Source organism: Mangrovicoccus ximenensis, from assembly GCF_003056725.1.
GTDB classification, from domain to species: domain Bacteria; phylum Pseudomonadota; class Alphaproteobacteria; order Rhodobacterales; family Rhodobacteraceae; genus Mangrovicoccus; species Mangrovicoccus ximenensis.
Window position 1 is genome coordinate 429,128 of sequence record NZ_QBKZ01000015.1, and the last position, 22,928, is coordinate 452,055.

The 22,928-nt window shown below is 65.2% G+C and carries 23 protein-coding genes, 1 tRNA gene and 3 pseudogenes; 17 read left to right on the top strand and 10 right to left on the bottom strand.

The window, feature by feature from the left end; genetic code table 11:
• Positions 1–130: 130 nt before the first annotated feature.
• From C7T91_RS31710 to C7T91_RS31715, 5 genes are all read left to right on the top strand, one after another.
• Positions 131–523 (top strand): hypothetical protein, encoded by a 393-nt coding sequence (locus C7T91_RS31710; protein ID WP_145962931.1) that lies wholly within the window; start codon positions 131–133, stop codon positions 521–523.
• Positions 520–1,824 carry a KGGVGR-motif variant AAA ATPase gene (locus C7T91_RS18075; RefSeq protein ID WP_108260459.1) on the top strand — a complete coding sequence of 435 codons (1,305 nt, stop codon included), beginning with the start codon at positions 520–522 and terminating at the stop codon, positions 1,822–1,824. The genes C7T91_RS31710 and C7T91_RS18075 overlap by 4 nt, the downstream gene beginning before the upstream one ends.
• Positions 1,821–3,320 carry a hypothetical protein gene (locus C7T91_RS18080; protein WP_108260460.1) on the top strand — a complete coding sequence of 500 codons (1,500 nt, stop codon included), beginning with the start codon at positions 1,821–1,823 and terminating at the stop codon, positions 3,318–3,320. The genes C7T91_RS18075 and C7T91_RS18080 overlap by 4 nt, the downstream gene beginning before the upstream one ends.
• Positions 3,321–3,582: 262 nt before the next feature.
• The gene (locus C7T91_RS18085; protein ID WP_108260461.1) at positions 3,583–4,107 is read left to right on the top strand and encodes a hypothetical protein; all 525 of its coding nucleotides are present in this window, start codon (positions 3,583–3,585) and stop codon (positions 4,105–4,107) included.
• Between the two features lie 314 nt (positions 4,108–4,421).
• Positions 4,422–4,826, top strand: a complete 405-nt coding sequence (locus tag C7T91_RS31715; RefSeq protein ID WP_145962932.1) for a hypothetical protein — start codon at positions 4,422–4,424, stop codon at positions 4,824–4,826.
• Between the two features lie 154 nt (positions 4,827–4,980).
• Here the strand turns inward: C7T91_RS31715 and C7T91_RS18090 are convergent, their stop codons facing one another.
• The 3 genes from C7T91_RS18090 to C7T91_RS18100 all read right to left on the bottom strand — a co-directional run bounded on the left by C7T91_RS18090 (position 4,981) and on the right by C7T91_RS18100 (position 7,028).
• Entirely contained in the window at positions 4,981–5,337 is a 357-nt protein-coding gene (locus C7T91_RS18090) for a BRCT domain-containing protein (RefSeq protein WP_161555980.1), read from the bottom strand.
• Between the two features lie 471 nt (positions 5,338–5,808).
• A complete protein-coding gene (locus C7T91_RS18095; RefSeq protein ID WP_145962933.1) occupies positions 5,809–6,093 on the bottom strand; it encodes a hypothetical protein in 285 nt (94 codons plus the stop codon).
• Between the two features lie 197 nt (positions 6,094–6,290).
• Positions 6,291–7,028, bottom strand: a complete 738-nt coding sequence (locus tag C7T91_RS18100; protein ID WP_145962934.1) for a tyrosine-type recombinase/integrase — start codon at positions 7,026–7,028, stop codon at positions 6,291–6,293.
• A 317-nt stretch (positions 7,029–7,345) separates the two neighbouring features.
• On the opposite strand from C7T91_RS18100, the gene C7T91_RS18105 reads away from it, so the two are divergent.
• From C7T91_RS18105 to C7T91_RS18115, 3 genes are all read left to right on the top strand, one after another.
• Positions 7,346–8,023 carry a response regulator gene (locus tag C7T91_RS18105; protein ID WP_108260465.1) on the top strand — a complete coding sequence of 226 codons (678 nt, stop codon included), beginning with the start codon at positions 7,346–7,348 and terminating at the stop codon, positions 8,021–8,023.
• Positions 8,010–8,660 (top strand): hypothetical protein, encoded by a 651-nt coding sequence (locus C7T91_RS18110; RefSeq protein ID WP_108260466.1) that lies wholly within the window; start codon positions 8,010–8,012, stop codon positions 8,658–8,660. The genes C7T91_RS18105 and C7T91_RS18110 overlap by 14 nt, the downstream gene beginning before the upstream one ends.
• Positions 8,661–8,824: 164 nt before the next feature.
• Positions 8,825–8,900: transfer RNA gene (locus tag C7T91_RS18115), tRNA-Lys, on the top strand.
• 83 nt (positions 8,901–8,983) lie between these two features.
• Here the strand turns inward: C7T91_RS18115 and C7T91_RS39655 are convergent.
• A complete protein-coding gene (locus tag C7T91_RS39655) occupies positions 8,984–9,496 on the bottom strand; it encodes an integrase core domain-containing protein (RefSeq protein ID WP_407943316.1) in 513 nt (170 codons plus the stop codon).
• 219 nt (positions 9,497–9,715) lie between these two features.
• Between C7T91_RS39655 and C7T91_RS18125 the strand changes: the two genes are divergently transcribed.
• The 7 genes and pseudogenes from C7T91_RS18125 (at position 9,716) to C7T91_RS18155 (ending at position 14,598) form a co-directional block, all read left to right on the top strand.
• Positions 9,716–9,940 carry a thioredoxin domain-containing protein gene (locus C7T91_RS18125; RefSeq protein WP_108260468.1) on the top strand — a complete coding sequence of 75 codons (225 nt, stop codon included), beginning with the start codon at positions 9,716–9,718 and terminating at the stop codon, positions 9,938–9,940.
• Positions 9,941–9,999: 59 nt separating this feature from the next.
• Positions 10,000–10,440, top strand: coding sequence for a tellurite resistance TerB family protein (locus tag C7T91_RS18130; protein WP_108260469.1), 441 nt, complete (start codon positions 10,000–10,002; stop codon positions 10,438–10,440).
• 120 nt (positions 10,441–10,560) lie between these two features.
• The gene (locus tag C7T91_RS18135) at positions 10,561–11,175 is read left to right on the top strand and encodes a VPLPA-CTERM sorting domain-containing protein (protein ID WP_108260470.1); all 615 of its coding nucleotides are present in this window, start codon (positions 10,561–10,563) and stop codon (positions 11,173–11,175) included.
• Positions 11,176–11,287: 112 nt separating this feature from the next.
• A pseudogene (locus tag C7T91_RS18140) lies at positions 11,288–12,084 on the top strand (ABC transporter ATP-binding protein).
• Between the two features lie 31 nt (positions 12,085–12,115).
• A complete protein-coding gene (locus tag C7T91_RS18145) occupies positions 12,116–12,835 on the top strand; it encodes a transporter substrate-binding domain-containing protein (protein ID WP_108260471.1) in 720 nt (239 codons plus the stop codon).
• 45 nt (positions 12,836–12,880) lie between these two features.
• Positions 12,881–13,762, top strand: coding sequence for an ABC transporter permease (locus C7T91_RS18150; RefSeq protein WP_108260472.1), 882 nt, complete (start codon positions 12,881–12,883; stop codon positions 13,760–13,762).
• Positions 13,759–14,598, top strand: a complete 840-nt coding sequence (locus C7T91_RS18155; protein WP_108260473.1) for an ABC transporter permease — start codon at positions 13,759–13,761, stop codon at positions 14,596–14,598. Before C7T91_RS18150 ends, C7T91_RS18155 begins: the two co-directional genes overlap by 4 nt.
• A gap of 156 nt (positions 14,599–14,754) precedes the next feature.
• Here the strand turns inward: C7T91_RS18155 and C7T91_RS18160 are convergent.
• The 4 genes and pseudogenes from C7T91_RS18160 to C7T91_RS18175 all read right to left on the bottom strand — a co-directional run.
• Positions 14,755–14,958 (bottom strand): annotated as a pseudogene (locus tag C7T91_RS18160) (thiolase family protein); the annotation flags it as partial.
• A gap of 160 nt (positions 14,959–15,118) precedes the next feature.
• Positions 15,119–15,922, bottom strand: coding sequence for an enoyl-CoA hydratase/isomerase family protein (locus C7T91_RS18165; protein ID WP_236638313.1), 804 nt, complete (start codon positions 15,920–15,922; stop codon positions 15,119–15,121).
• 14 nt (positions 15,923–15,936) lie between these two features.
• Positions 15,937–16,401: a MaoC/PaaZ C-terminal domain-containing protein gene (locus C7T91_RS18170; protein ID WP_108260475.1), complete on the bottom strand. Its 465-nt coding sequence runs from the start codon at positions 16,399–16,401 to the stop codon at positions 15,937–15,939.
• 28 nt (positions 16,402–16,429) lie between these two features.
• A complete protein-coding gene (locus C7T91_RS18175; protein WP_108260476.1) occupies positions 16,430–17,596 on the bottom strand; it encodes a thiolase family protein in 1,167 nt (388 codons plus the stop codon).
• A 219-nt stretch (positions 17,597–17,815) separates the two neighbouring features.
• Between C7T91_RS18175 and C7T91_RS18180 the strand changes: the two genes are divergently transcribed.
• Both C7T91_RS18180 and C7T91_RS18185 read left to right on the top strand, forming a co-directional pair.
• Positions 17,816–19,015: an acyl-CoA dehydrogenase family protein gene (locus C7T91_RS18180; protein ID WP_161555985.1), complete on the top strand. Its 1,200-nt coding sequence runs from the start codon at positions 17,816–17,818 to the stop codon at positions 19,013–19,015.
• Positions 19,016–19,488: 473 nt separating this feature from the next.
• On the top strand, positions 19,489–19,860 hold the full coding sequence (locus C7T91_RS18185) for an SUF system Fe-S cluster assembly protein (RefSeq protein ID WP_108260478.1): 372 nt from the start codon (positions 19,489–19,491) through the stop codon (positions 19,858–19,860).
• Here the strand turns inward: C7T91_RS18185 and C7T91_RS18190 are convergent.
• Together C7T91_RS18190 and C7T91_RS18195 are read right to left on the bottom strand one after the other, a co-directional pair.
• Positions 19,853–21,706 carry an amidohydrolase gene (locus tag C7T91_RS18190; RefSeq protein WP_236638314.1) on the bottom strand — a complete coding sequence of 618 codons (1,854 nt, stop codon included), beginning with the start codon at positions 21,704–21,706 and terminating at the stop codon, positions 19,853–19,855. The two genes, C7T91_RS18185 and C7T91_RS18190, sit on opposite strands and share 8 nt — an antisense overlap.
• A gap of 130 nt (positions 21,707–21,836) precedes the next feature.
• Positions 21,837–22,871: pseudogene (locus C7T91_RS18195) on the bottom strand (gamma-glutamyltransferase); the annotation flags it as partial.
• Between the last annotated feature and the right edge of the window lie 57 nt (positions 22,872–22,928).

Genomic DNA, 22,928 nt, shown 5'->3' on the forward strand with positions numbered 1-22,928 from the left:
TCGGTTAAGAAGGGCGGGGAGCGGTCCTTCGCTGCGTCTGCTTTCAAACTTCTGCTTTTGGGGTCTTTAAGATCAATGCGCCCGCAGCACGAGGCTTGGCAACCGGCGCGCCAGAGGCTACGGAATGTCCATGAGCCAATTCACGCCCAACATGACCAAGGCCGCCCATCGCAATTGGGAAGCTGCTGAGCGAAACAGGAACGCAGCAGCACCTGACCGCACGACCGCGGGTTATCTCTATGGGATTTCCGCAGAGTGCGCGATCAAGGCTTCGTTCCGCAGTATTCCTTGGACCACCGACAGCAAAGATGGGCCTGTATACGCTCACTTCCCTTCACTCAAAGCCAAACTCCGCGACGCGATTGCTGGGCGCGGGGCATCGCAGCTCGCGCGGTTTGCCGATCAACATTTTATGGAAGGCTGGGCTATCGATATCCGATATAGCGATGGCAAGCGCCCGGACAATGCAACCTTGGAAAAATGGCGCTCGGATGCAGAAGTAGCTCGGGCTGAATTGCTATGAGAAACCCAATTCGTTTCGATACCAGCCTTCCTCAGTTCGTGGCCAGTCTGAAAGCTGCATATCCTGGAGATCTGGCCGCCGCAGAACCTATCGTGATCCGGGACTTTGAAGGCCGCCTTGGCGTGATAATGGACATCTCCGGAGCAGATCTCGACGGTCTGAATAGTGCGGTCGCCAAGCGTCTTGGCCCATATGCCCGCCCCGAAGACCCCGTGCGTGGACGCGACGAGGCTGGCGTCTCCCGGATCGTCGCGGAGGCCCAAACCGCACCCGTTCTGAAGATTGAGGGAGTGAACCTCCGACTTCTCGACCGCCGGATTGTCGGTGCAGATTGGATGGCGCGTCCCGTGCTCGAGCCAGGCGCGATCCCCCGGATTGCGTTTATCAGCATCAAGGGCGGTGTTGGCCGTTCCACGGCTCTTTCAATTGCGGCGACGCATCTGGCCAGAACGGGTTTGCGGGTGCTCACCGTGGATCTCGACCTCGAAGCTCCAGGGCTCGGCGCGACACTCTTGAAGCCAGACGAACTGCCCACGTATGGTGTCGTAGATTGGCTCGTCGAAAACGGGCTTTCCGGGACTGATGGCACGTTCCGCGCCGATTGCATTGGCAGGTCTTCCCTTTTGGATGGAATTTCGGTCGTGCCCGCCTTTGGTAGCCAAACCCTGGCACACCCCGCCGATGCGCTTGCCAAGATCGCCCGGGCGAGCCTCGAAGACATGCGCGAAGGCACCCCCTTGCCCCTTCGCGGCCAACTGCAAGAAATGCTCAGTAGCTTTGAGGCTACCGGCGACTATGATGTTGTGTTGATCGACGGCCGCGCAGGCCTGCATGAAACGACGGCGGCCCCGGTCCTTGGGCTCGGAGCGAAAGTGCTCCTTTTTGGCATCAATGAGCCGCAGACCTTCCAAGGCTATGCCTTCCTTCTAGCTCACATCCGCGAACGTATCCCGGGCGGAACGAAGTGGGAGGAGAACGCTTGGTTCGTGCAGGCCAAAGCGGATCCCGGGGACGCGGAGATTGCTCAGGAGCGTTTTAACGCGCTTTGGAGTATGGAGGAGGGGCCGCTTGCAAAGCCCGAAAAGCTCGGGCCGGACGATCTCGAGTTGGTCTGGGCGGACACTGACGCTCCGACCCCCATGCCCAAGGAATCGGTGCCGCTCCTACGCATCCTTAACGATGAGCGCTACCGCAGCTTTAATCCGGTTGAGAACCGCGTCCAACTCGATGAGCAGCTCGTGCGCTCGACGTTCGGGGGGCTTCTGGATTGGTTCGATGATCAGATGGAATTGGGCAAATGACCATTCGCAAAAGATCCCGCCGCCCCAAACCGGAGGATATCTCCGCGATCCGCGAGGCCATCGCTCGGTTTGACCCCAGCGCGTCGACGACAATTGTCGGAGCGGACAAGGCCAAGCTGCGGGACGTCTTCGCGCCCACGGCCCACAGCAAAGCGCTCGATCCCGCGACCACGCTTGTTCTCGGCGCGCGCGGGGCGGGTAAGAGCTTCTGGGCGAGCGTGCTTTATAACCAGGACACCAGGCAGCTCGCCGCCGATCTCTACCCGCGCCTGGAACTCGACAGGCTCCGGGTCGAGATCGGATTTGGCGGCGTGGGCCGCGCGGGCGTGCCCAAGGCCGTCATCGACGAACTGGTGCCCCAAGGGCAGGAGAAGACGACCGCAGACCCCTTCTGGCAAGCCATCATAGCAGGCGCGGCGCTCAAAGTGACCGAGCCTGATCAGAAGCACCCCCCCACGGACATGCTTGACCGTTTCGCGGATCCCCAGGATTGGGCCGATGCCATGGCGGAGGTTGATGACGAACTTACCAACCGGGGCGAGACTCTCCTCATCGTCTTTGACGCGCTTGATGCAATCTCGGAGGATTGGGGACGGCTTAGCGGGCTCATTGACGCGCTGATGCGCTCGGTTTGGGAGTTGCGCGGATTCAATGCGATCCGCGCCAAGCTCTTCATGAGACCGGACCAGTTGAGCGAGCTCACGCTACGATTTGTGGAACTGCCGAAGCTGCGCAGCGGAGCGGCCAAACTCGGGTGGGGGCAGGCGGATCTCTACGGGCTGATGTTTGCGAGATTGGCTTTTGACGAAGAGGCGGCGGAGCCCTTCGGTCGTTTCCTCGAGGCCCGTGGCTTGGGCAAGCCGCCGGAAAAACAAGAAGAGCTTCGGACCTGGAAGCTGTCCAGCAATGAGACCCAGCAAGAAAAGACTTTCGAGGCCATGGCGGGCAACTTCATGGGCGCAGGACCGCGAAAGGGAAAAACCTTCGATTGGCCGTATAACCATCTGGCAGATGGCCTCGGAGATGTGACGCCACGCAGCTTTCTCATCCTGATGCAGAATGCCGCGGACCGGTCCCAATCCCGAGATGCAGGCGCCCTCATCCTTCTGCCGCAAACGATCCGCGATGGGCTCCGGGAAGCTTCAAAAGTCCGCATCGAGCAGCTCAACACGGAATACCCTTGGATCAAGCGGGTTCTTCAACCGCTCGCGGGTCTACGGGTGCCGGCAGAGCCGCAGGTCTTCTTTGACGCATGGACAGAGGCTTCCACGGTGGAAGCCGCTGTGAAAATTGCGCGAAAAGAGAATGCCCTCCCTCCAGTGCCCATCGCTTCATCCCGGAAATCTGATCTGTCTGGTAGAGAGCCTGAGCTCGCCGATCGCCTAACTAAGATGGGAGTCATCACAAGTCGTCCAGACGGGCGCTACGATATGCCCGACCTCTTCCGAATCGGGGCAGCACTTCTGAAAAAGGGCGGGGTCACGCCGAAAGCCTGAGGCTGTAGATGTCCGCTCTCTGAAAGCTGCACCGCAGCGATTGTTCACATTGGCAAGATCCGCTAAGGGCCGGGAGCGACGCAGCGCGACAGGCGATCCGCTACTTGGCCCTGCGGCGTAGCGATGGTCGGTACTGAGCCCAACCTACCAATTTAACGCAACAGGTCGAATAGCCGACCTTGATCTACGGACACAAAATTCAGGATTTGCGCAAGGCTCGTGATTGTCTTTATGTAGCGACCGTCAAGATCAGGAGGGTGCTTTGATCGATCGCCTTTTCGTTGGAGTTCTCGGTAACCGGAACTCAGGTAAATCGACTACGTGGAATACGTTGTTCAATGCGACGGTGCGCACAGGCAAGAACCCTCGAACTCTAACCCTCTACGGCGGGGAGTGTGTTGAGGTTTTTTTGATCAGCGGATCACCTGAAGAGCGTCAACTCTACGCTGGAGAAATTCTCGAACAGCAGGACTGTCGCATTATCTTGTGCTCAATCCAATACACCGAGATAGTGCGTAATACGCTCGATTACGTCGTTGGGAATGAGTTTGACATTTTCGTGCAATGGCTAAATCCAGGTCATTTTGATGCAGGCGAGAACTTCGACAGTTTAGGTTTGCTCCCTTGGCTCGTCGGGCACGAAGCGACCGTCGCCATACGTGACGGCAAAGCGCAGCCGCAGCAACGAAGCGAGGAACTTCGTCAGTTCATCCATGGTTGGGCGAAAGCTCGCGATCTGACATACTCTTGCCCTAATCCCGCTCTCGGCAAATTGCACAAATCATAGAAACTGAACATGTTGCCCAAGGCGACAATTCTGCCAATGACACCTTCGTCGGCACTGCGGACCTTGGCCTCCCAGCATATGCTTCGCCAGAACATGAACGACCGCTTAGGGGAAGCTGCATCGCAGCGTTGATCGTCCCTTCCAAGGTCCGGTAGGGGCCGTTCGCGTCGGCTAGCTACAGCGGATTATTTGAGATTGGTGCTTTGATGCTCTGCGTTCATACCTTGGGAATGTCCAAGAAGTTTTGGTCTCTTGGCCGGTCTGGCAGGACCCGATAAGGATGTGGTGTCGGCCATGTGAAAGGAGTAGAGACCATGGGTAAAACATTCCCCGAGTTAAAAGAGCATCAGTCTCGCATCGAGAAAGCTCTGGACACGGCTAAGCCTGAAAAGGTCGCTCAAGGCAAAGCGCTACTATCCGCAAACTGCGAAGAGTATATTGAAGCTCAGGGCTTTGACGCGGGAAAACTGCTGAGCACAATTGCGGCGAAGCACCGAGCCAATGAAACCATCTCCTACAAAGACCTTTACGAAACTTGCCACAGGTCTGGCGGCAAGTGGGGCAAAGAAATCGGGATGGCCGCTGCTCGCTTTTGCACGGGTGCGGCCTCCATATGGGGATGGGCGAATGACCTACCAGGCATGAACGATGCCGTTGTGAATGGCCAAACCAACAAGCGGGGCGATGGTGCAGCCACCATGGACTACCTGAAGAACTGACCGCCCAAAATTCTTCAGTATTGCTTTGATACCAAGGTGGCTGCGCGCGAAAATTTAACGACCGCTTTGGGGGGTGCTTCACTGTCGCATCAGGCAACGGCTAATGTCCGCAAAGGGCCGAATATGGCGGTGCAACTAGTTGATTGCCCTGGCTTCAAAGCAACTCGCCTGTTTCTATCATGTACTGAAACTCTTCGTAGCTAAGGATCTTCAAGCCTCTTGATCTCGCTGCCTCAACCTTTTTAGGGCCCGCGTTGGAACCGCAGCAAAGGTGAGTGGTCGCCTTGACGACACTTGAATTAACTCCAAAACCATTGGTTGTAGCTAGTTCTCGCATTTTCGATGCCGCGGATGCCGTGAAGCCTGTAAAGCAGATATTGATCGATGGCCGTGGCTTGCGGTTCTGCTTGTCGTGAGCGTAGACGGCATTCCAAGCCTGTGTCTCTGTCATGCCAGGCTCAATGGACAGTTCTTTCTTACGCATTATCCGAATGACTTTTTCTGAGAGCATCTTGCTCCAACCTTCCGTTTCTAAAAATGTTTCAGAACATCTTGCGTCCGACTTGGGGTACCTTCGTCTCTGAAAGCAAGAGGCCAAGATATTCCATCTCATCCGACAGGAAGTCTGGGGTGAAGTGCAAGGTTTTTCTATTGCAGACATACCAGTGCTGAGAATGTTGCGGAGCGTCGGCTTTGGGCCGGAAGCGCCAGTAGGTGGCGGGCGCCCGGGAGGCTGCAAACTGCGCAAAGCTGCGTGTCAGCGCTCGTTCTCGGCGCGCCCGTCCACACCTTTATCGGCACAGCCGTATGCGCGAAGCTCTGTATCGACAGCCATTATCGCTGCGGCTCCTCCTCGGTCGGCTGCCACAGACTGACCACGGCATTGCCACCGTGACCGAATGCTTGGTCGCAGATGTGCAGCGGCTCGTATTCCGGCTGATCCTTGGCGAGGACGCGGGTTTCGTTGGAGATGGGGTGGGGGTCACCGGCTCACCTCGTCGCAAGAATTGTAGGCCCGTCCGACGAGCTTGCCTTTCCATATGCCAGCCTTTCGGTCCTCGAAGTAGACGGCGCCGTCCCAGCTACCCTCGGTGACGCGCACCTGAAGCTCGGCGCCGTTCATTTCAGCAACCTCCGGGTCATCGAAGGCTGCGAGGATCTTCTCGGCCATTTCGCGATTGAGCTGCATCGTCGCTTCCTGTCTCACGGTTTCATGGGCCTCGATTTTCCCTGTGTAACTTTCCCGATTCGTTTCCGGTTTGTCCATTAGACATTTTTCGGGTAAGATATTGATATTTTGTGATAAACATTGGATTCAAAATCCCCCGGCCTTGCGGTCATGTCGGTTCGAGTCCGACCTCGGGTACCAGCCCAGTTTCAATGACTTATGTGGTCTTCGAGCTATGTTGGCGGCCTTCTCTGTGCCTGCGTGTCCCAGAACCGTGTCCTAGTTTCACGGTTCGTTCATTCTCTGTTCGTTCCGCGCCGGTGCGCGTTGCGCGACATGATTTTGCGGTTCGCACGGGATCGGTAGTAGGCGATGGTCTCCGGCGTCTGATTGGTGATCGCCTGGATCTCGGCGTCGCTGCATCCGGCCTCGGCCAGGCGGACGATCGCGAGCTTGCGCAATCCGTGCAGCACGAATGGCTTTGCCTCGTGGCCCAGTGTCTTCCGCCACGCCCTGAATTCCTTTTCGATCGCATCATAGCCGGTCGGCTCGGTCAGGTTCTTCGCCAGGACATAGGCGCCTGATCGCGGGATCGTGCCGAGGTATTCGGACAGGTTCGGCGGGCAGAATACCTCGTAGGTGGTGTCTGTTTTCTCGTCGGTGACGGTCATCCATTCACCCCGGAAATGGTCCCAGCGGGCCATCACCGCGGCGCCTGGACGTTCGCCTCGGCCGAGGATCAGCCTCGACAGGGTGCGCACGCGGGCGGGCGCGTCTTCTAGGGCATCGACCATCCACTCCGGCCAGGGCTCGAACGGGTTCCGGGTGCCGTAGAGGTCGATCCCCTTCGCGGGGTTCGGTCCCAGCGGCCAGTCCTGTTTCTCGACCGCATAGTTCCAGAGCTTGGAAATCATCTGCACGCGCCAGTCGGCCTTGCGAGGCGTGTCGGCGAGCTTGGCGTGCGCGGCGCGGACGTCGGCGCGGGTCAGGCCCGAGACCGGCTTGTCGGCGTTCTTGTCTGTGATGTAGCGCATCTCGCGGCGGTAGCTCGTGAGCGTGGCGGGGGCGTTGTTGCGCAAATCTAGGGGGGGCGGTCGCGGTCAGCGCCACCCGTTCGCGCGAGGTCATCCCCAGCGCCAGCCCGGTCTCGCCGCCGCAATCCTGCAGAGCCAGCGGCAGGGCGAGCGACAGGGCGGCGAGCAGGGCGGGAAAGGGCGGCATGGCGGGTCTCCGGGCAGGCAGGGCCTCCCGAGCCTAGCATCCGGGCGCCCCCGGCGTCTTGATCTGGATCGCTCTGGCCATTCCGGCGCGGCTGCCTAGATTGGGGATCACAGCCCGCAAAGGAGCCGGAATGAAGATTCTGCTGGTCGAGGACGACGCGAGGATCGCGCAATTCGTCGCCGAGGGGCTGGCGCAGGAGGGCCATGCGGTCGACCGGTTCGGCGACGGCAAGGACGCGCTGGCGCATTGCCTCGATGCCGATCCCGACGTGGCGGTGATCGACCGGATGCTGCCCGGGCTCGACGGGCTGTCGCTGGTCAAGGCGCTGCGCGCGGCGGGCAAGGCGATGCCGGTGCTGTTCCTGACCGCGCTCGACCAGGTCGACCAGCGGGTGGAGGGCTTCAAGGCCGGTGCCGACGACTATCTCGGCAAGCCGTTCCATTTCGCCGAGCTGCTGGCGCGGGTCGAGGCGCTCGGCCGCCGCAAGGGCGGGGCCGCGCCCGAGACGGTGCTGAAGGTACATGACCTGACGTTGGACCTGATGGCGCATTCGGCGATGCGGGCCGGGCAGGAGATCGAGCTCCATGCCCGCGAATACCAGCTCTTGGAGCTCTTGATGCGCAATGCCGGGCGGGTGGTGACCCGCTCGATGCTGCTCGACCGGGTGTGGAACATCAATTTCGAGCCGGGCACGACGGTGGTGGAAACCCATGTCAGCCGCCTTCGCGCCAAGGTGGACAAGCCCTTCGACTGCCCGCTGATCCATACCGTGCGCAATTACGGCTATGTGATGCATGGCCCGCGCTAGGGCGGCCGCCGGGCTGCGCAACAGCCTGACGTCGGGCCTGACCTCGGGCGCGGCCTTCCGCGGCGCGCTCTACGGCATCGCGGCCTTCTGCGGCGTGCTGTTCCTGTCGGGGGTGGCGGTGCTCTATACCGCGCGCCAGGCGGTGACGGCGGATATCCAGGCGGGTCTGGCCGCGCAGATGGCGCTGGTCCAGGAGATGGCGGCGGCCAACGAGCCGGAAGCCTTCGCCGAGACCGTCTCCGATCTCGCCCGCCGCTTCGCCGCGGCGAACATGGTGGTGGCGGTCTACGAGGGCAACCGCGTGGTCGCCGCCAATGCGGTCCTGCCCGCGGCGCCGGTGATCTGGCGGGTGGCCGGGGATGTCGAGACGATCCGCGGCGAGGCGCTGGACCGGGTGCTGGTGCTGACCGGGCGGGCCGGGCCCTATACGGTGGTTCTGGGCCGCGACATGGCCGGGGTGACCCGCCCCGACGATCTGGGGCCAGTGGTCTTCGAGCGCGGCGAGCGCCCCGGCCAGCGTGGCGCGGTCGGCATCGCCGAGCGCCGGGTTGGCCCGCAGCGCGGCGTCGAGTTCCGGATCGGTCGGGGGGCTGTCCATGGCGGCCTCGCAATGCGCAAACGGAATGCGTCACCCTAGGCGGCCAGGGCGGCTGCTGTCGAGCCTCCGCTTCGTCCGGGATTCCGGCCGCGTTTGCCGTGATTTGCGGTGACGTTACGCAAGCTTTGCGAGTTTTTCGCAAAACCGTCACGAACGTGCTTGACGGGATCTGCCGGTAACTTTAGAGAGCCCGAACACAGAGTGGGCCGTTAGCTCAGTTGGTAGAGCAACTGACTTTTAATCAGTGGGTCACAGGTTCGAATCCTGTACGGCTCACCACTGAATCCGAAAAAGACATCAGGCTGTTGTGGCAGTCGATGAGCAGGTATTGGTTGCGGTCGGTTGCGCCTTTACTGGTGCCTCTACGTTAGCCGGGCCGGTCTGACCTGCAATCCTCCGGCTGGGGGTGAGCGGCGGCGAGACCGCAAGAGTCTCGGGGACGCTGCGGCGGTTTCCATCATGTACTGTGCCGGTGACAGGTTTCCGAGCGCGGAACGCGGGCGCTCGAGATTGCAGTGGTCCCGCCACCCGCCGATCTCGCCACGGATATGCCGGAGCGACCGGAACCAGTGCAGATCGAGGCATCCGTCGCGGACCTTGCCGTCGACGCTCTCGGCGAAGGCGTTCTGGACCGGCTTGCCGGGCTCGGCGAAGTCTGCACGCCGGTCCGTTCCGATCAGCCGAACATGGCCTTGCCGGTGCCCTCCGGTCCGTCGCCAATGGCCGCTCGGACCGCTGGCGCAGCCATTGGCAGCTCGGGCACGATTTCCCGCGGCAGCCCGGTTCTGGGAGCCAGGTCGTCCAGGACCCGCGCAGCCGCGCTCCGGAGATCGACACGTCGGCGGTCTGGCCGGTTCAGACACGGCTGAAATCATCGACGATGTTGAGAACCCGGAATTTCCGGAAATCCGCCAGCGGGTCGCTGGCGACATCCAGCGACCGCCTCAGCACTGGATGATCCGGCACCGCCAGCGGAACCCGGTCTCTTCGGGGCCGTTCGCGGCGCGTCCTGGTCCGAACCTGCAAGCTATCGGCCGGGGGAGCCGGCAGGTGCGCTCGTGGTTGGCCGTCGGCCGCTCCCGGCGCAGCAATGCATGCAGCCGCTTGCAGCCGTGGCCCCGGTCCGTAAGCGCCTCGCCATTACCCCTGCAGCTGCGGAAGGCCCCGAGGTCGAGGCGCAGCTGCGCCGGTCGCGGGCGCTGGCACATGTCTTCGCCATTCCCGGCACCCCGGCCCTGGCGGTCGGCCGCACGCTGGTCCTCGGCGTGCCCTCGGCGGCCCAGCTTGAGCGGCTCCTCGCCCGTGCTGCGGCGACGTGAACGACCCCGTCTCCGAAATGTGTCTTGGCGGGACATGCAAGGCACCCTAAATCCCCGTCATGTTCGGAGATCTTCTCAAATCCCTTCTCGACCCCGCCCCGGCGCGCCTGCCGGATCCCGATGCCCGCCTGGCGCTGGCGGCGCTCCTGGTGCGCGTGGCGCGCTCCGACGGCGATTACGCCGATGTGGAGATCGCGCGGATCGACAAGGTCCTGGCGCGCAAGCACGGGCTTTCGCCCTTCGAGGCCGCCAAGCTGCGCCGCGAGGCGGAAGAGCTGGAACGCCAGGCCCCCGACACCGTGCGCTTCACCCGCGCGATCAAGGACAGCGTCCCCTACGAGGACCGCGAGACGGTGATCGAGGCGCTCTGGGAAGTCGTGCTGGCCGATGGCGACCGCGACGACGAGGAGGATTCGCTCCTGCGCATGGTCGCCAATTTCCTAGGCGTGAACGACCGCGACAGCGCGCTGGCGCGCCAGCGGGTCGAACGCCGGATCTGACCCCGGCCGCACCCCGGACACACCGACGCAGCCAGGAGGTCCGGCCAGCGAAACTCTTGATGCCAAACGAAAGATGAAGTTAACGTATTAACATGTGTTAATTTCCTTGAAGGATTTCCCGTGTTCCGACCCCTTTCCCTTGCCCCCCTCGCGCTGGCTCTGCTTCCGCTGGAGCTGCAGGCCGCGTCCCTCAGCACCGGCTACGTCGGCGGCAACAGCCAGGACGGCGTCATGTTCGACATTCTCGTCGGCGGGCAGGACCTTACGCTCGAAAGCTTCGACCTGAACCTCGAAACCGGCACCACGACGGTGGAATTCTACTACAAGACCGGCAGCTATGCAGGGTCGGAGGCCGCTCCGGGCGACTGGACCTTCGTCACTTCCACGACCCTGACCAGCCTGGCCGAGGACGCGCCGACCGCCTTCGACGTCTCCGACGTGACTTTCGCGGCAGGCACGGTCTATTCGTTCTACCTGACCGCGACGGCCAATCCGAACTTCTCCTACAACAACGGCACCGCGGCCGGCAACGTGGCGGCCTCGAATGCCGACCTGACGATCTACGAGGGCATCGGCATCGAGTATGCCTTCGGCGGGATCTTCGTCCCGCGCGTCTGGAACGGGACGGTCTATTACAGCGTCGATGCCGCCGTGCCGCTTCCGGCCGGGCTGCCGCTGGCAGCAGGCGGGCTGGCGATGCTCGGACTCCTCAGCCGCCGCAGGGCCGCCGGCTGAGCCCGGACGGGGCGGGGCCGTTCCGCATCTGCCCGGCAGACGGGCAGATGCCCGCAAATTCCGCCGGTGTCGCTACGCTAGGCCTTGCGCAATGCTTGCAAGGCTGACGTAAATGATCCGGAGGCATGGGGGACAGAGCGTGGCACAGACGCCCGTCATCGAGATCAGGGAACTGACAAGGCCTACGGGCCGCTGGAGGTGCTCAAGGGCGTGTCGATCAAGGCCGAACGCGGCCATGTCGTGTCGCTGATCGGCTCTTCGGGCTCCGGGAAATCGACGCTGCTGCGCTGCTGCAACCTCCTGGAGGACAGCCAGCAGGGCGAGATCCTCTTCGACGGCGAGCCGATCGCCTGGAAAGGCACGGGCGCCGCGCGCCGCCCGGCCGATGCGAAGCAGGTCCGCCGCGTCCGCACCAGCCTCAGCATGGTGTTCCAGCAGTTCAATCTCTGGGCCCACATGACCATCCTGCAGAACGTGATGGAATGCCCGCTGACCGTGCTGAACGAGGACCGCGCCGAGGTCGAGGCGCGTGCCCGCGCCCTGCTCGAGCGCGTCGGCATCGGCGACAAATGCGATGTCTACCCGGCCCAGATGTCCGGCGGCCAGCAGCAGCGCGCCGCGATCGCCCGGGCGCTGGCCATGCAGCCCAAGGCGCTCCTCTTCGACGAACCGACCTCGGCGCTCGATCCCGAGCTGGAACAGGAGGTCGTCAAGGTGATCCGCAGCCTCGCCGAGGAAGGCCGCACCATGATGCTGGTCACCCATGACATGCGCATGGCGCGCGACATCTCCGACCATGTCGTGTTCCTGCACCAGGGCCGCATCGAGGAGCAGGGACCGCCCGCCGAGCTGTTCTCCGCGCCGAAATCCGAGCGGCTCCAGCAATTCCTGGCGGCCACCGCCGCCTGACCCGAGAAAATCAGAACCCAGGGAGACTTCGATGAACTACCTTCTTCCGGCCGCCGCGGCCCTGGCCCTGACCGCCACATCCGCCCTGGCGCAGGAAGTGGTGCGGATGGGCACCGAGGGCGCCTATCCTCCGTACAACTTCATCAACGACGCCAACGAGGTCGACGGCTACGACATCGACATCGGCAACGAGGTCTGCGCCCGCGCCGAGCTGACCTGCGAATGGGTCACCAATGACTGGGACAGCATCATCCCGAACCTGGTTTCCGGCAACTACGACACCATCGTCGCGGGCATGTCGATCACCGACGAGCGCGACGAGGTGATCGACTTCTCGGTCCCGTATTTCCCGGCCGACCCCTCCGCCTATGCCTCGATGGGCGAGGTCGACGTCGCCTCGGCCGTGATCGCCGCGCAGACCGGCACGATCCAGGCCTCGCATGTCGCCGAAACCGGCGCGACGCTGGTGGAATTCGCCACCCCTGACGAGGCCGTCGCCGCGGTCCGCAACGGCGAGGTCGATGCCGTCTTCGCCGACAAGGCCTTCCTGCAGCCGATCGTCGACGAGGACGCCGACCTGTCCTTCCTCGGCGAGGACGTGGTGCTGGGCGACGGCATGGGCATCGGCATGCGCGAGAGCGACGCCGAGCTGAAGGAAAAGATCGACGCCGCGCTGACCGCGATGAAGGAGGACGGCAAGATGGCCGAACTGCTCGCCAAGTGGTTCCCGGAAGTCGATCCGAATTTCTGAGAGCGACGCGGTGCCCGGGGCTGACCCGGGCGCTGCCTTCCGCGCATGTTCGAGTTCTGCTCAGACCCTTCCGCCCTCGGCGACCTGCACTGGATGGCCTGCTACCTGACCACGGGCAAGCATATCGCCTTCTACTGGTCCTTCGGCACCGTCCTGCTGCTGCTCGCGGTCACCGCCCCCGCGGCTCTGGCCTTCGGCTTCGCGGGCGCCATGGCCTCGCGGGCGCGGATCGCCCCGGTCCGCTGGATCGGAACCGCCTATACCTCGATGGTCCGCGGCGTCCCGGACATCATCTTCTTCCTCTTCGTGCCGATCGCGCTGGACCAGCTCTTCGAATGGCTGCGCCACAAGACGATCTGCCCGGACTGGGACCAGCCGGTGCGGCAGGGCAACGATTTCGTGGTCTGCGCCGCCGCCAAGCTGCCGCAGAGTTCCGCCCCGCAATGGATCCATGAAAGCTACGGTTTCGCGCTCGCGGTCCTCGCCTTCGCCATCGTCTTCGGCGCCTTCGCGGCCAATGTGCTGTCGGGCGCGATGAAGGCGGTGCCGCGCGCGCAGATGGAGACCGCCGAGGCCTATGGCATGACGCATGGCCAGGCCTTCTGGCGGATCATGGTGCCGCAGATGTGGGTCTATGCCCTGCCCGGCCTGTCGAACCTGTGGCAGATCCTGGTCAAGGCGACGCCGCTCCTGTTCCTGCTGGGCGTCGAGGACATCGTCTACTGGGCGCGCGAACTCGGCGGCTCGAAGACCTCGACCTTCGCCTATCCGCATCCCGACTGGCGCATCTGGTACTTCCTCGCGCTGCTGGTCTTCTACCTCCTGCTGACTTCGGTGTCCGAGCGCGTCTTCGCACGGCTCGCAAGGCGGCTGAGCCACGGACAGGCCACGGCGGCGGGCGAGAAACTGAGAAAGGCCGCCGCATGAGCTGCGTGGAAACCATCCAGGCCTATGGGCTGCGCGCGATCGGCATCGGCGAAAGGCTCTTGCCGCGCAGCGATTTCACGCTTTGCGACCAGTTCGTGCTGATCGGCTCGGGGCTGATCTGGAACGTCTATTTCGGGCTGCTGGCACTGTTCTTCGGCTTCTGGTTCGCGGTGGCGCTGGCCATGGGCAAGAACTCGGACCATCTGCTGGCGAGGAAGCCCGCCGAATGGTTCATCTTCGTCTTCCGCGGCAGCCCGCTCTTCATCCAGTTCTTCATCGCCTACCAGGCCTTCGTGCTCCTGCCCCGCGACGGCATCCCGATCAACCTCGGAATCGTCGAGCTGACCGCCGACACGCGCTGGCTGACCAAGGCCTGGGCCGGGGCGCTGATCGTCCTGTTCCTCAACACCTCCGCCTATGCCGCCGAGATCTTCTCGGGCGCGCTCAGGTCCATCCCCAAGGGCGATCTGGAGGCGGCGGATGCCTATGGCATGAGCCCGGGCCAGAAATTCCGCCGGGTGACCTTCCCGACCATGCTGCGGCTCGGCTGGCCCGCCTACACCAACGAGGCGATCTTCCTCTTCCATGCCACGACGCTGGTCTTCTTCTCGGGCTTCCCGGCCTGGCAGCAGCAGGGCGACGCGCTCTACTATGCCAACTACTTCGCCGACAAGACCTTCAACCCGTTCATTCCCTATCCGATCGTTGCGGGGTATTTCGTGATCGTGACCCTTTGCGTCATCGCCGCCTTCGGGCTGGCCAACCGCCGCCTCAACCGCCATCTCGCCCCGTCGCAGCGCCCGCGGCTGCGCATCCGGCCCCAGCTGGTGCGCTGAGATGGAGATCGAGACCGCCTCCCTGCGCGCCGCCTGCGCCGATCTGAACGGCCAGATGCGCGGCAAGCGCCTGCCCGGTTCCGCCGCCGCCCGGATCGAGTTCACCGGGCTCAGGATGCCGCTGTCGACCCTGTCGCTCGACGTGCTGGGCCATCTGCGCGCCACGTTGCGGTTGTCCTCGCCGGCCTGGTTGGCCGAGCCGAAGACCACCTCGTCGAGCGCCGACCAGTCGACATCCGGGTGGCGCTCGGCCAGCGCCTTGATCGGCAGCGCGGCCAGGTCGTCGGCGCGGATCGAGGAGAGCGCGCCGCCGTAGCGGCCGATCGGGGTGCGGACGGCGTCGCAGATGAATGCATCCATGGGGAGGTCTCCGGCAGAGGGGCGGCGGCAGGCGCCGCGGCAATGGGAAATGTCGGGCGGGAGGCCGGTGGAGGCCCCCCGCCATGGGCTCCGCCCGGCGGGAACTCACGGGCGGAGGCCCGGGCGCGCGCATGAGTGAAGGGAGGCGCGCGGCCGGGGATCAGCGGCCCTTGAAGACCGGCTTGCGCTTGTCCTTGAAGGCGGCGACCGCCTCCTTGTGGTCCTCGGAGGTGCGCACCAGCGCGATATGCGAGCTGAGCGCGTCGAGATGGTTCAGCAGGTCGGTGTCGCGGGCGCTGCGCACCATGCGCTTGATGAAGCGCACCGAGAGGGGCGCGGCCCCGGCGATCTGCTCGGCATAGGCGCGGACCTCTTCGGCGAAGCTCTCCTCGGGGAAGACCCGGTTGACGAGGCCCAGCGACAGCGCCTCTTCGGCATCGACCCAGCGCGAGGTCCAGAACATGTCGAGCGCGGCGGCCTCGCCGACGATGCGCGGCAGGAACCAGGCGCCGCCGACCCCGGGGATCAGCCCCATCTTGGCATAGGTCTCGGCGACGCGGGCGGAGGCCGACATCAGCCGCACGTCGCACATCAGCGCCACGTCGAGCCCGCCGCCCACCGCCATGCCGTTGATCGCGGCGATCAACGGCTTGTCGATCTCGGCGACCTTGCGCGCGAGCGACTGGGTGTTGCGGGTCATGCCCTCCTTGGCCATCAGCGGCGTCTGTTCCGCCTTGTCCTTGAACCGCGAGGTGTCGCCCCCGGCCGAGAAGGACTTGCTGCCCGCGCCGGTGAAGACGATCGCCTTCACGTCCTCGCGGTCCTTGCATTCCTCCAGCCAGGCGACCCACTGGCGCACCATGTCGTCATGGAAGGAATTGCGCTTGTCGGGCCTGTTGATCGTGATCGTGGCGACGCCGTTCTCCACCTCGAAGAGCAGCTCGTCCTGCGGGGTCTCTGCCATGTCTTCCATCCCGGTCAGTCCTGCGGTCGGCACTTGTACATGAAGGTGGCCATCATCGTCTGCACCACCTCGCCGCGCTGGTTCATGAAGTCGCGCTTGACCTTGACGATGCCGCGTCCGGGCTTCGAGGTCTCGCGCTTTTCCAGCACGGTGGAGCGCATGTGCACGGTGTCGCCATGCAGCACCGGCTTCAGCATGCGCCATTCGTCGATGCCGATCACCGCAAGCAGCGTGCCGTCATTGACGCCGGCCGCGTAGTTCAGCCCGCCCATGATCGCGTAGATCAGCGGCGCATGGGCGATCGGTTCGCCGAAGGGCGTCTGCTTGGCGTATTCCCAGTTGGTGTGGACCTCGTTGAAATCGCCCGAAAGGCAGGCGAAATTGACGATGTCGGTATTGGTCACCGTGCGGCGCGGCGTCTCGAATACCTCGCCCACTTCGAAATCCTCGTAGTATTTCCCGCGCGGCGTGCTGGCCATCTGGGGTCTCCTTCCTGATGTTCTGGCTTCAGCGGGCTTCCGAGGTCAGCACCATGGTGCAGTGCGACGACAGGATGCCCCCTTCATTGTGGACGACGGCCGCTTCGGCCCCCTCTACCTGGCGGCCATGGGCCTCGCCGCGGAGCTGCCGGACCGCCTCGACGATGTCCATCAGCCCGCCGACCGCGCCGGCATGGGCGTGGCTCAGCATGCCGCCATGGGTGTTCACCGGCAGCTTGCCGCCCACGGCTGCATGGCCCTCGGCGAAGAAGGCGCCGCCCTCGCCGCGCGGGGCAAGGCCCAGCTCCTCCAGCTCGATGATCGGCACGATGGTGAAGCAGTCGTAGAGCATCGCCAGGTCCATGTCGTCGGGCCCGAGCCCGGCCATGGAATAAGCCTGTTTCGCGCTCTGTTCGGCGCCGAAATCCGTGAGGCTCGGGGCCGAGGTCAGGTGCTCGTAGGGATGCGCCTCGCTGATCCCGGCGAGCCAGACCGGCTTGCCCTGCATGTCGGCCGCGCGTTCCGGCGTGGTGACGATGAAGGCGCCGCCGGCATCCGAGATCAGGCAGCAGTCGAGCATGTTCAGCGGATCGGAGATCGGCTTCGAGGACAGCACGTCATCGACGGTGATCGCCTTCTTCATGTGGGCATTGGGGTGGTTCAGCGCGTGGTTGCGGGTGTTCACCGCGACCGAGGCCATCTGTTCGCGGGTGGTCCCGTATTTGTGCATGTAGGCATTGGCGACCATCGCGTAGAGCGAGGGGATGCCGACGCCGTAGGGCGCCTCGAAATAGGGATGTCCCACCGCCGAGAGCGCCGAGACGGCAGCGTCGCGGCTCAGCCCGCTGGCGCGGTTCTCGCCCGCGCAGACCAGCACGACATTGGCCTGTCCGGTCTCCACCGCCATCGCCGCATGGTGCAGCATCGCCGCCGGCGAGGCGCCGCCCACCACCAGCGAGGCGCCGAAGCGGGGAGCGATGCCGAGATATTCGGCCAGCACCGATCCCAGCATGAAATAGGGTTCCGTGAAGGAGTAAGCGGTCAACAGGCCGTCGATCTCCTTGTGGCTGATCCCGGCATCGGCGATGGCGCGCCGCGCCGCCTGCGCGTTCAGGCCGAGCCCGCTCATATGCGGCAGCTTGCCGATGTCGCTTTCGCCGACCCCGATGATGACGGCTCGGTTTCTCAGGCTCATATGCTCTCTCCGCCTTGCAGACTGCGTCCGAAATTCCTGTCAAGGCAGCGCAATTCGCGTGCCAGCGGCGGCGGTCCGGTCCAGAATGGGCCTCGGCGGCGCCCGCGGAGGAGCGCCCGGCCGGCTGGCACGCGGTTTGCAGTGAGGGGCTCAATCGGGCCGCGCCGGCAGTTCCGGCCGGGGCAGGAGCCCGCCAATTGCAGAAAGGACGAGAGCATCATGGACGACATGCTTCCCGTAGAAATTCCCGCAATCCGGGACTCGGTGCGCCGCTTCATGCAGACCGAGGTCGTGCCGGTGATGGACGGCTTCGAGGAGCGCGCCGAGCTGCCGCGCGAGCTGATCAAGAAGGCGGGCGCCGCCGGCTATTACGGCGCGACCTTCCCCGAACATGTCGGCGGCTCCGAGATGGGCTATCTCGCGGCGGCGGTGATCATCGAGGAAATGGCCCGGATGGACATCCGCTATGGCGGGTTCAACCAGAATGGCGGCAACTGCCCGGCCTGCATCTATCTGGGCGGCAACGAAGAGCAGATCCGCAAATACGTGCCTGACCTCCTGGCCGGCAATACCGTCGGCATGATGGCCCTGACCGAAGCGGGCGGCGGCTCGGACGCGGCGGGCGCGATGAAGACCGTCGCGCGGCGCGAGGGCGACGTCTACAAGCTCAACGGCTCGAAGATGTGGGCGACGCTGGGCGATGAATGCGATGTCGGCATCCTGCTCGCCAAGACCGACCCCGAGGCCGGCGCGCGCGGCGTCTCGGCCTTCATCGTCGAGCCGAAGAAATATCCGGGCTTCACCGCCCAGCCGATCGATGTCGGCCTGTCGAAGGCGTTCCGCGTTTCGGCTGTCTATCTCGACGATTTCACGGTTCCGGCGGAAAACCTGCTGGGCAAGGAAGGCGACGGCTTCAAGATCATCATGCGCGCGCTGCAGGGCGGCCGCGCGATCATCGGCGCCAAGGCGCTCGGCATCGCCATCGGCGCCTTCGAGGATGCGGTGCAATATGCGAACGAGCGGATCATCAAGGGCAGCCCGATCGGCAAGTACCAGCTGATCCAGGGCCAGATCGCCGAAATGGCGGTGGCCATCGAAGCCAGCCGCGCGCTGGTCTACCAGGCGGCGCAGCTGATGGACCGCGACCTGCCGACCAACCGCATCGCCTCGATCGCCAAGTTCCACGCCTCGCAGACCGCCAAGTTCTGCACCGACACGGCGCAGCAGATCTTCGGCGGCTACGGCCTGTCGCGGGAATACCGGATCTCCAAGTACAAGGCCTATGCCGACCTGATGTTCACCGGCGAGGGCACCGCGAACGTGCAGAAGATCCTGATCGCCGAGGATGCGCTCGGCTACAAGGTTGCCGACCGCCACCACGGCAAGACCGGGCTGCGCAGCATGGCCAAGGCCAGCTGATCTCCGGCACTTGCGGAGAGGATGGAGGCCCGGCCGCGCGATGCGGCCGGGCCTTTTCCGTCGGAGCAGTGCGCTCCGGTCGTGGACAGCACGGTGCGGCTGCCTCGTGCTTCCGCATCCGGGTCCTGCCGCGGATCCTGCCGAGGCCGCTCCGCCGCGGAGGCGGCGGCGGAGGGAACCCGGCTTGAGCCGGCGAGTTCATGCCGCGGAGGGGGGCGGTGTCCGAGACGGCCGGCAACGGAACCGGCGGCGCCGCCAGCGCGGGACGCCCGGGAAGCGCAGCATGGCGCAGGCAAACGGCCCCCGGCCAGTCCCCGCCCGCACGCTCGGAACCGTTCCGGCCCTGCCGGAATATTCCCCGCCGGGCTCTTCCGCTGCAACTCCTGCGTGCTTCCCGCGCCGCACGGGACGCGCATGTCTGGACCTCGCGGCCCGGGACGCTTATATTCCCGACTGAAACACGAGGAATATGCATGTCCGCCACCGACACCTCCGATCCGCAGCTCGAAGGGGCGCCGCTGATCAAGCCGTCTTCCACCGACCACCCGCTGCACGAGGCGGTGGTCGAAGCCTGCCGCAGCGTCTACGATCCCGAGATCCCGGTGAACATCTACGATCTGGGCCTGGTCTACACGGTCGAGATCAATGACGAGAACGACGTCAACATCATCATGACGCTGACCGCGCCGGGCTGTCCGGTCGCGGGCGACATGCCCGGCTGGGTCGCCGATGCCGTCGAGCCGCTGCCCGGCGTGAAGAGCGTCAATGTCGACCTGACCTGGAACCCGCCCTGGGGGATGGAGATGATGTCCGACGAAGCACGCCTGGAACTGGGCTTCATGTGACACCGCCATGACGGGCGGCGCAGTCATTTCCGGCGATCTGGTCGGCTCGGTCAAGGCCGGTCCCGAAGCCGTGGATGCCGCTTTCGCGCTGCTCGGCGAGGCGTTCGCTGAGATTTCCGGCTGGACCGGGGCACCGCCCCGGCTGACCCGCTTCCGCGGCGACGGCTGGCAGGCGGCGATCCTGCCCGGCCATCTGGCGCTGCGCGCCGGGCTCTACCTGCGCGCCCGCTTCCGCATGGCCGAAGAGCTTCCCGCCACCCGCATCGCCATCGGCTTCGGGGAGCTCGTAGCCCGGCGCGAGCGGCGCGCCCGGCGGGAAGGCGCCGCCGAAGCCCGTCCCCGCCGTCGCGGCATCGCCGTCGATATCCTCGGCCTCGTAGATCACCGCGCCTTCCTTGATCGTGGCCAGAACCCGCAGCGAGGCGAGCTGTTCCGGCGCGACGGCTGCGGGATCGGCCGAAAGCACCACCATGTCGGCCAGCTTGCCCGGCGCGATCGAGCCCTTGGCGCCGTCCTCGAAATGCTGCCAGGCGGGCCAGATCGTCATCGCCTTGAGCGCGGTCGGCACGTCGACCCGCTGGTCCGGCCCGAGGATGTCGCCGGAGCGGGTGCGGCGCGTCACCGTGGCGCTCAGCACCCGCATGCTGTCAGGCAGCGCCACCGGCGCGTCGTGATGGGTGCCGAAGATCATGCCGCGCTGCCGCACCCAGCCGGTCGGCGAGATGTTGTCGCCATTGGCCGGGCCGACGGTGTGGTCGCGGTGCCAGTCGCCCCAGTAGAAGGTGTGCATCGGGAAGAGCGAGGGGAAGATCCGGAGGTCGTGCAGCGCGTCCACCTGGTCCTCGCGCAGGAACTGGCCGTGGATCAGCACGGGCCGGCGGTCGGCCATGCCATGCGTCTCTTCCGCGGCTTTCACGGCGGCGAGCAGCATGTCCGAGGCGCCCTCGCCATTGGCATGGGTCAGGATCTGGATGCCGTTGGCGAAGGCCCAGTCCACCGCATCGGCAACCTGCTCCATTTCCGCTGCGGCATAGCCCTTGTAGCCCGGCGGGTAGTCGCCGACCGGGTCGTAATAGGGCCGGTCGCGCAAGGCGGTGAAGCCCTGCGGCGAGCCGTCGATGGTCAGCTTGGCTCCGGCCACGCGGACATGGCCCTCATAGCTGTCCGACACGGTGTCGAGGATCGCCTGCCGGTCGATCAGCACGTCGGGATAGACTGCGACATCGATCGGGAAAAGCCCCTGCGCCCCTGCCGCCTGCGCGGCGGCCAGCAGGTCCGGCGTGGCGCGGCCCTCCTGGGCGGTGGTGTAGCCGAAGCTGGCCCAGAGCTTCGATCCGGCCTCGGCGAAGGCCAGCATCGCCTCGGGGCCGAGATTGGCGAAGAGCCCGCCTGCGCCGTGGAAGAAGGCGTTCTCCTCCAGGACGCCGGTCGGGTTGCCATCGGGACCGCGGCGGATCACGCCCCCGGCCGGGTCGGGCGTGTCAGCCGTGAGGCCCGCGCGTTCCAGCGCCAGGCTGTTCATCGCGGCCAGATGGCCCGACTGGTGGATGATCAGCACCGGGACCTCGGCCGAGACCCGGTCGAGGTCTTCGCGGGTCGGATGGCGCTGCTCGGCCAGCTGCGACTGGTCATAGCCGAAGCCGACGATCAGGTCGATCCTGGCGACCGCCTCGGCATTCTCCGCCGCCCAGTCCGACAGCTCGGCGACCAGCCCGGCGATATCTGTGACATCGCCGTCGGGCGGCGCCAGCAGGTTGGCCGACAGCGCCTGCAGGCCGCCGAGCATGACATGGCCGTGGCTGTCGACGAAGCCGGGCAGCAGCGCGCGGCCGCCCAGATCGACCATCCGCGTTTCCGCGCCGCGATGCGCCGCGATGTCGGCAGCACTGCCGACCGCGAGGATGCGACCGTCCTTGGCCGTCGGCACGCGGGTCCGAGGCGGACTCGCGCAGCCCGTCCGGGTGCAGCACCACCGCGCCGGCATGGCCCGCGAGATCGGAGAAGCCCGGGATCATCTCGACCTGGTGGCCCGCCGCCTTCAGCGCGTCGACCAGCGCGGGATCGAACCGGTCCTCGAGCTTCAGCGTCGTGGTGTCGTCGCCCCAGGTCTTGCCCAACAGCCAGCGCGGCGCCGTGACGGCGGCCTGCAGCCCCTGGCCGAACATCGCGTAGCGCGAGAACACGGCCGCCTGGGTCTGCGGCTGGCCCTCGCCGCCCATCGTGCCGTAGGACAGGATGCGCCCGTCCTTCAGCTCGGCCATCGCCGGGTTCAGCGTGTGGAACGGCCGCTTGCCCGGCGCCAGCCCGTTCGGCCCGCCCGAGAGGGAGAAGGCCGCGCCGCGGTTCTGGAACACCACGCCGGTTTCCGGGCAGGTCAGGCCCGAGCCGAATTCCCAGAAGACGCTCTGGATGAAGCTGACGACGGTGCCTTCGGCATCCGCCGCGCCCATCCAGATCGTGTCGCCCTGTTTCGGCTCGTAGGGCCAGGCCAGCGCGCGGGCCGGGTCGATCTTCGCGGCCATCGCGTCGAGCTTCGAGGGGGCCAGCCAGTCCTGCGCCGGCGCCCCGTCGCCGAGATCGGCATTGCGCTTGATGAAGGCCTGCTTGGTGGCCTCGATCAGCCCGTGGAGATGCGCGAAGCCCTCGGCCTCGGTCACGCCGAGCCGGTCGAACAGCGAAAGGATCATCAGCGAGGCGACGCCCTGGGTCGGCGGCGTCATGTTCCACAGCCGCCCCTGCGAGGTCTGCACGGTCAGGGGCACGACGCGCTCGGGGCGGCAGGCGGCGAGGTCGGCGGTCCTGAGCGGGCTGCCCGCCGCTTCGAGGAAGGCGCCATGGGTCGCCGCGATGTCGCCGCGGTAGTAGTCTTCGGTGCCCGAGCGGCCCCAAGACCGGCCCGCCGCCCGCGATTGCCGTCGCGGGCGGGCCGCAACTCCGGTTCCGCACGCAGGAAAGCCGGACGCCATCCCCCGCCCAGCGATGCGAGGCGGCTGAAACGGACGCGGCGCCATGTCGTGCGGGCGGATCAGGGGGCGCACCTTGCCCGGGCGCGCTGCCCCTGAAACGCA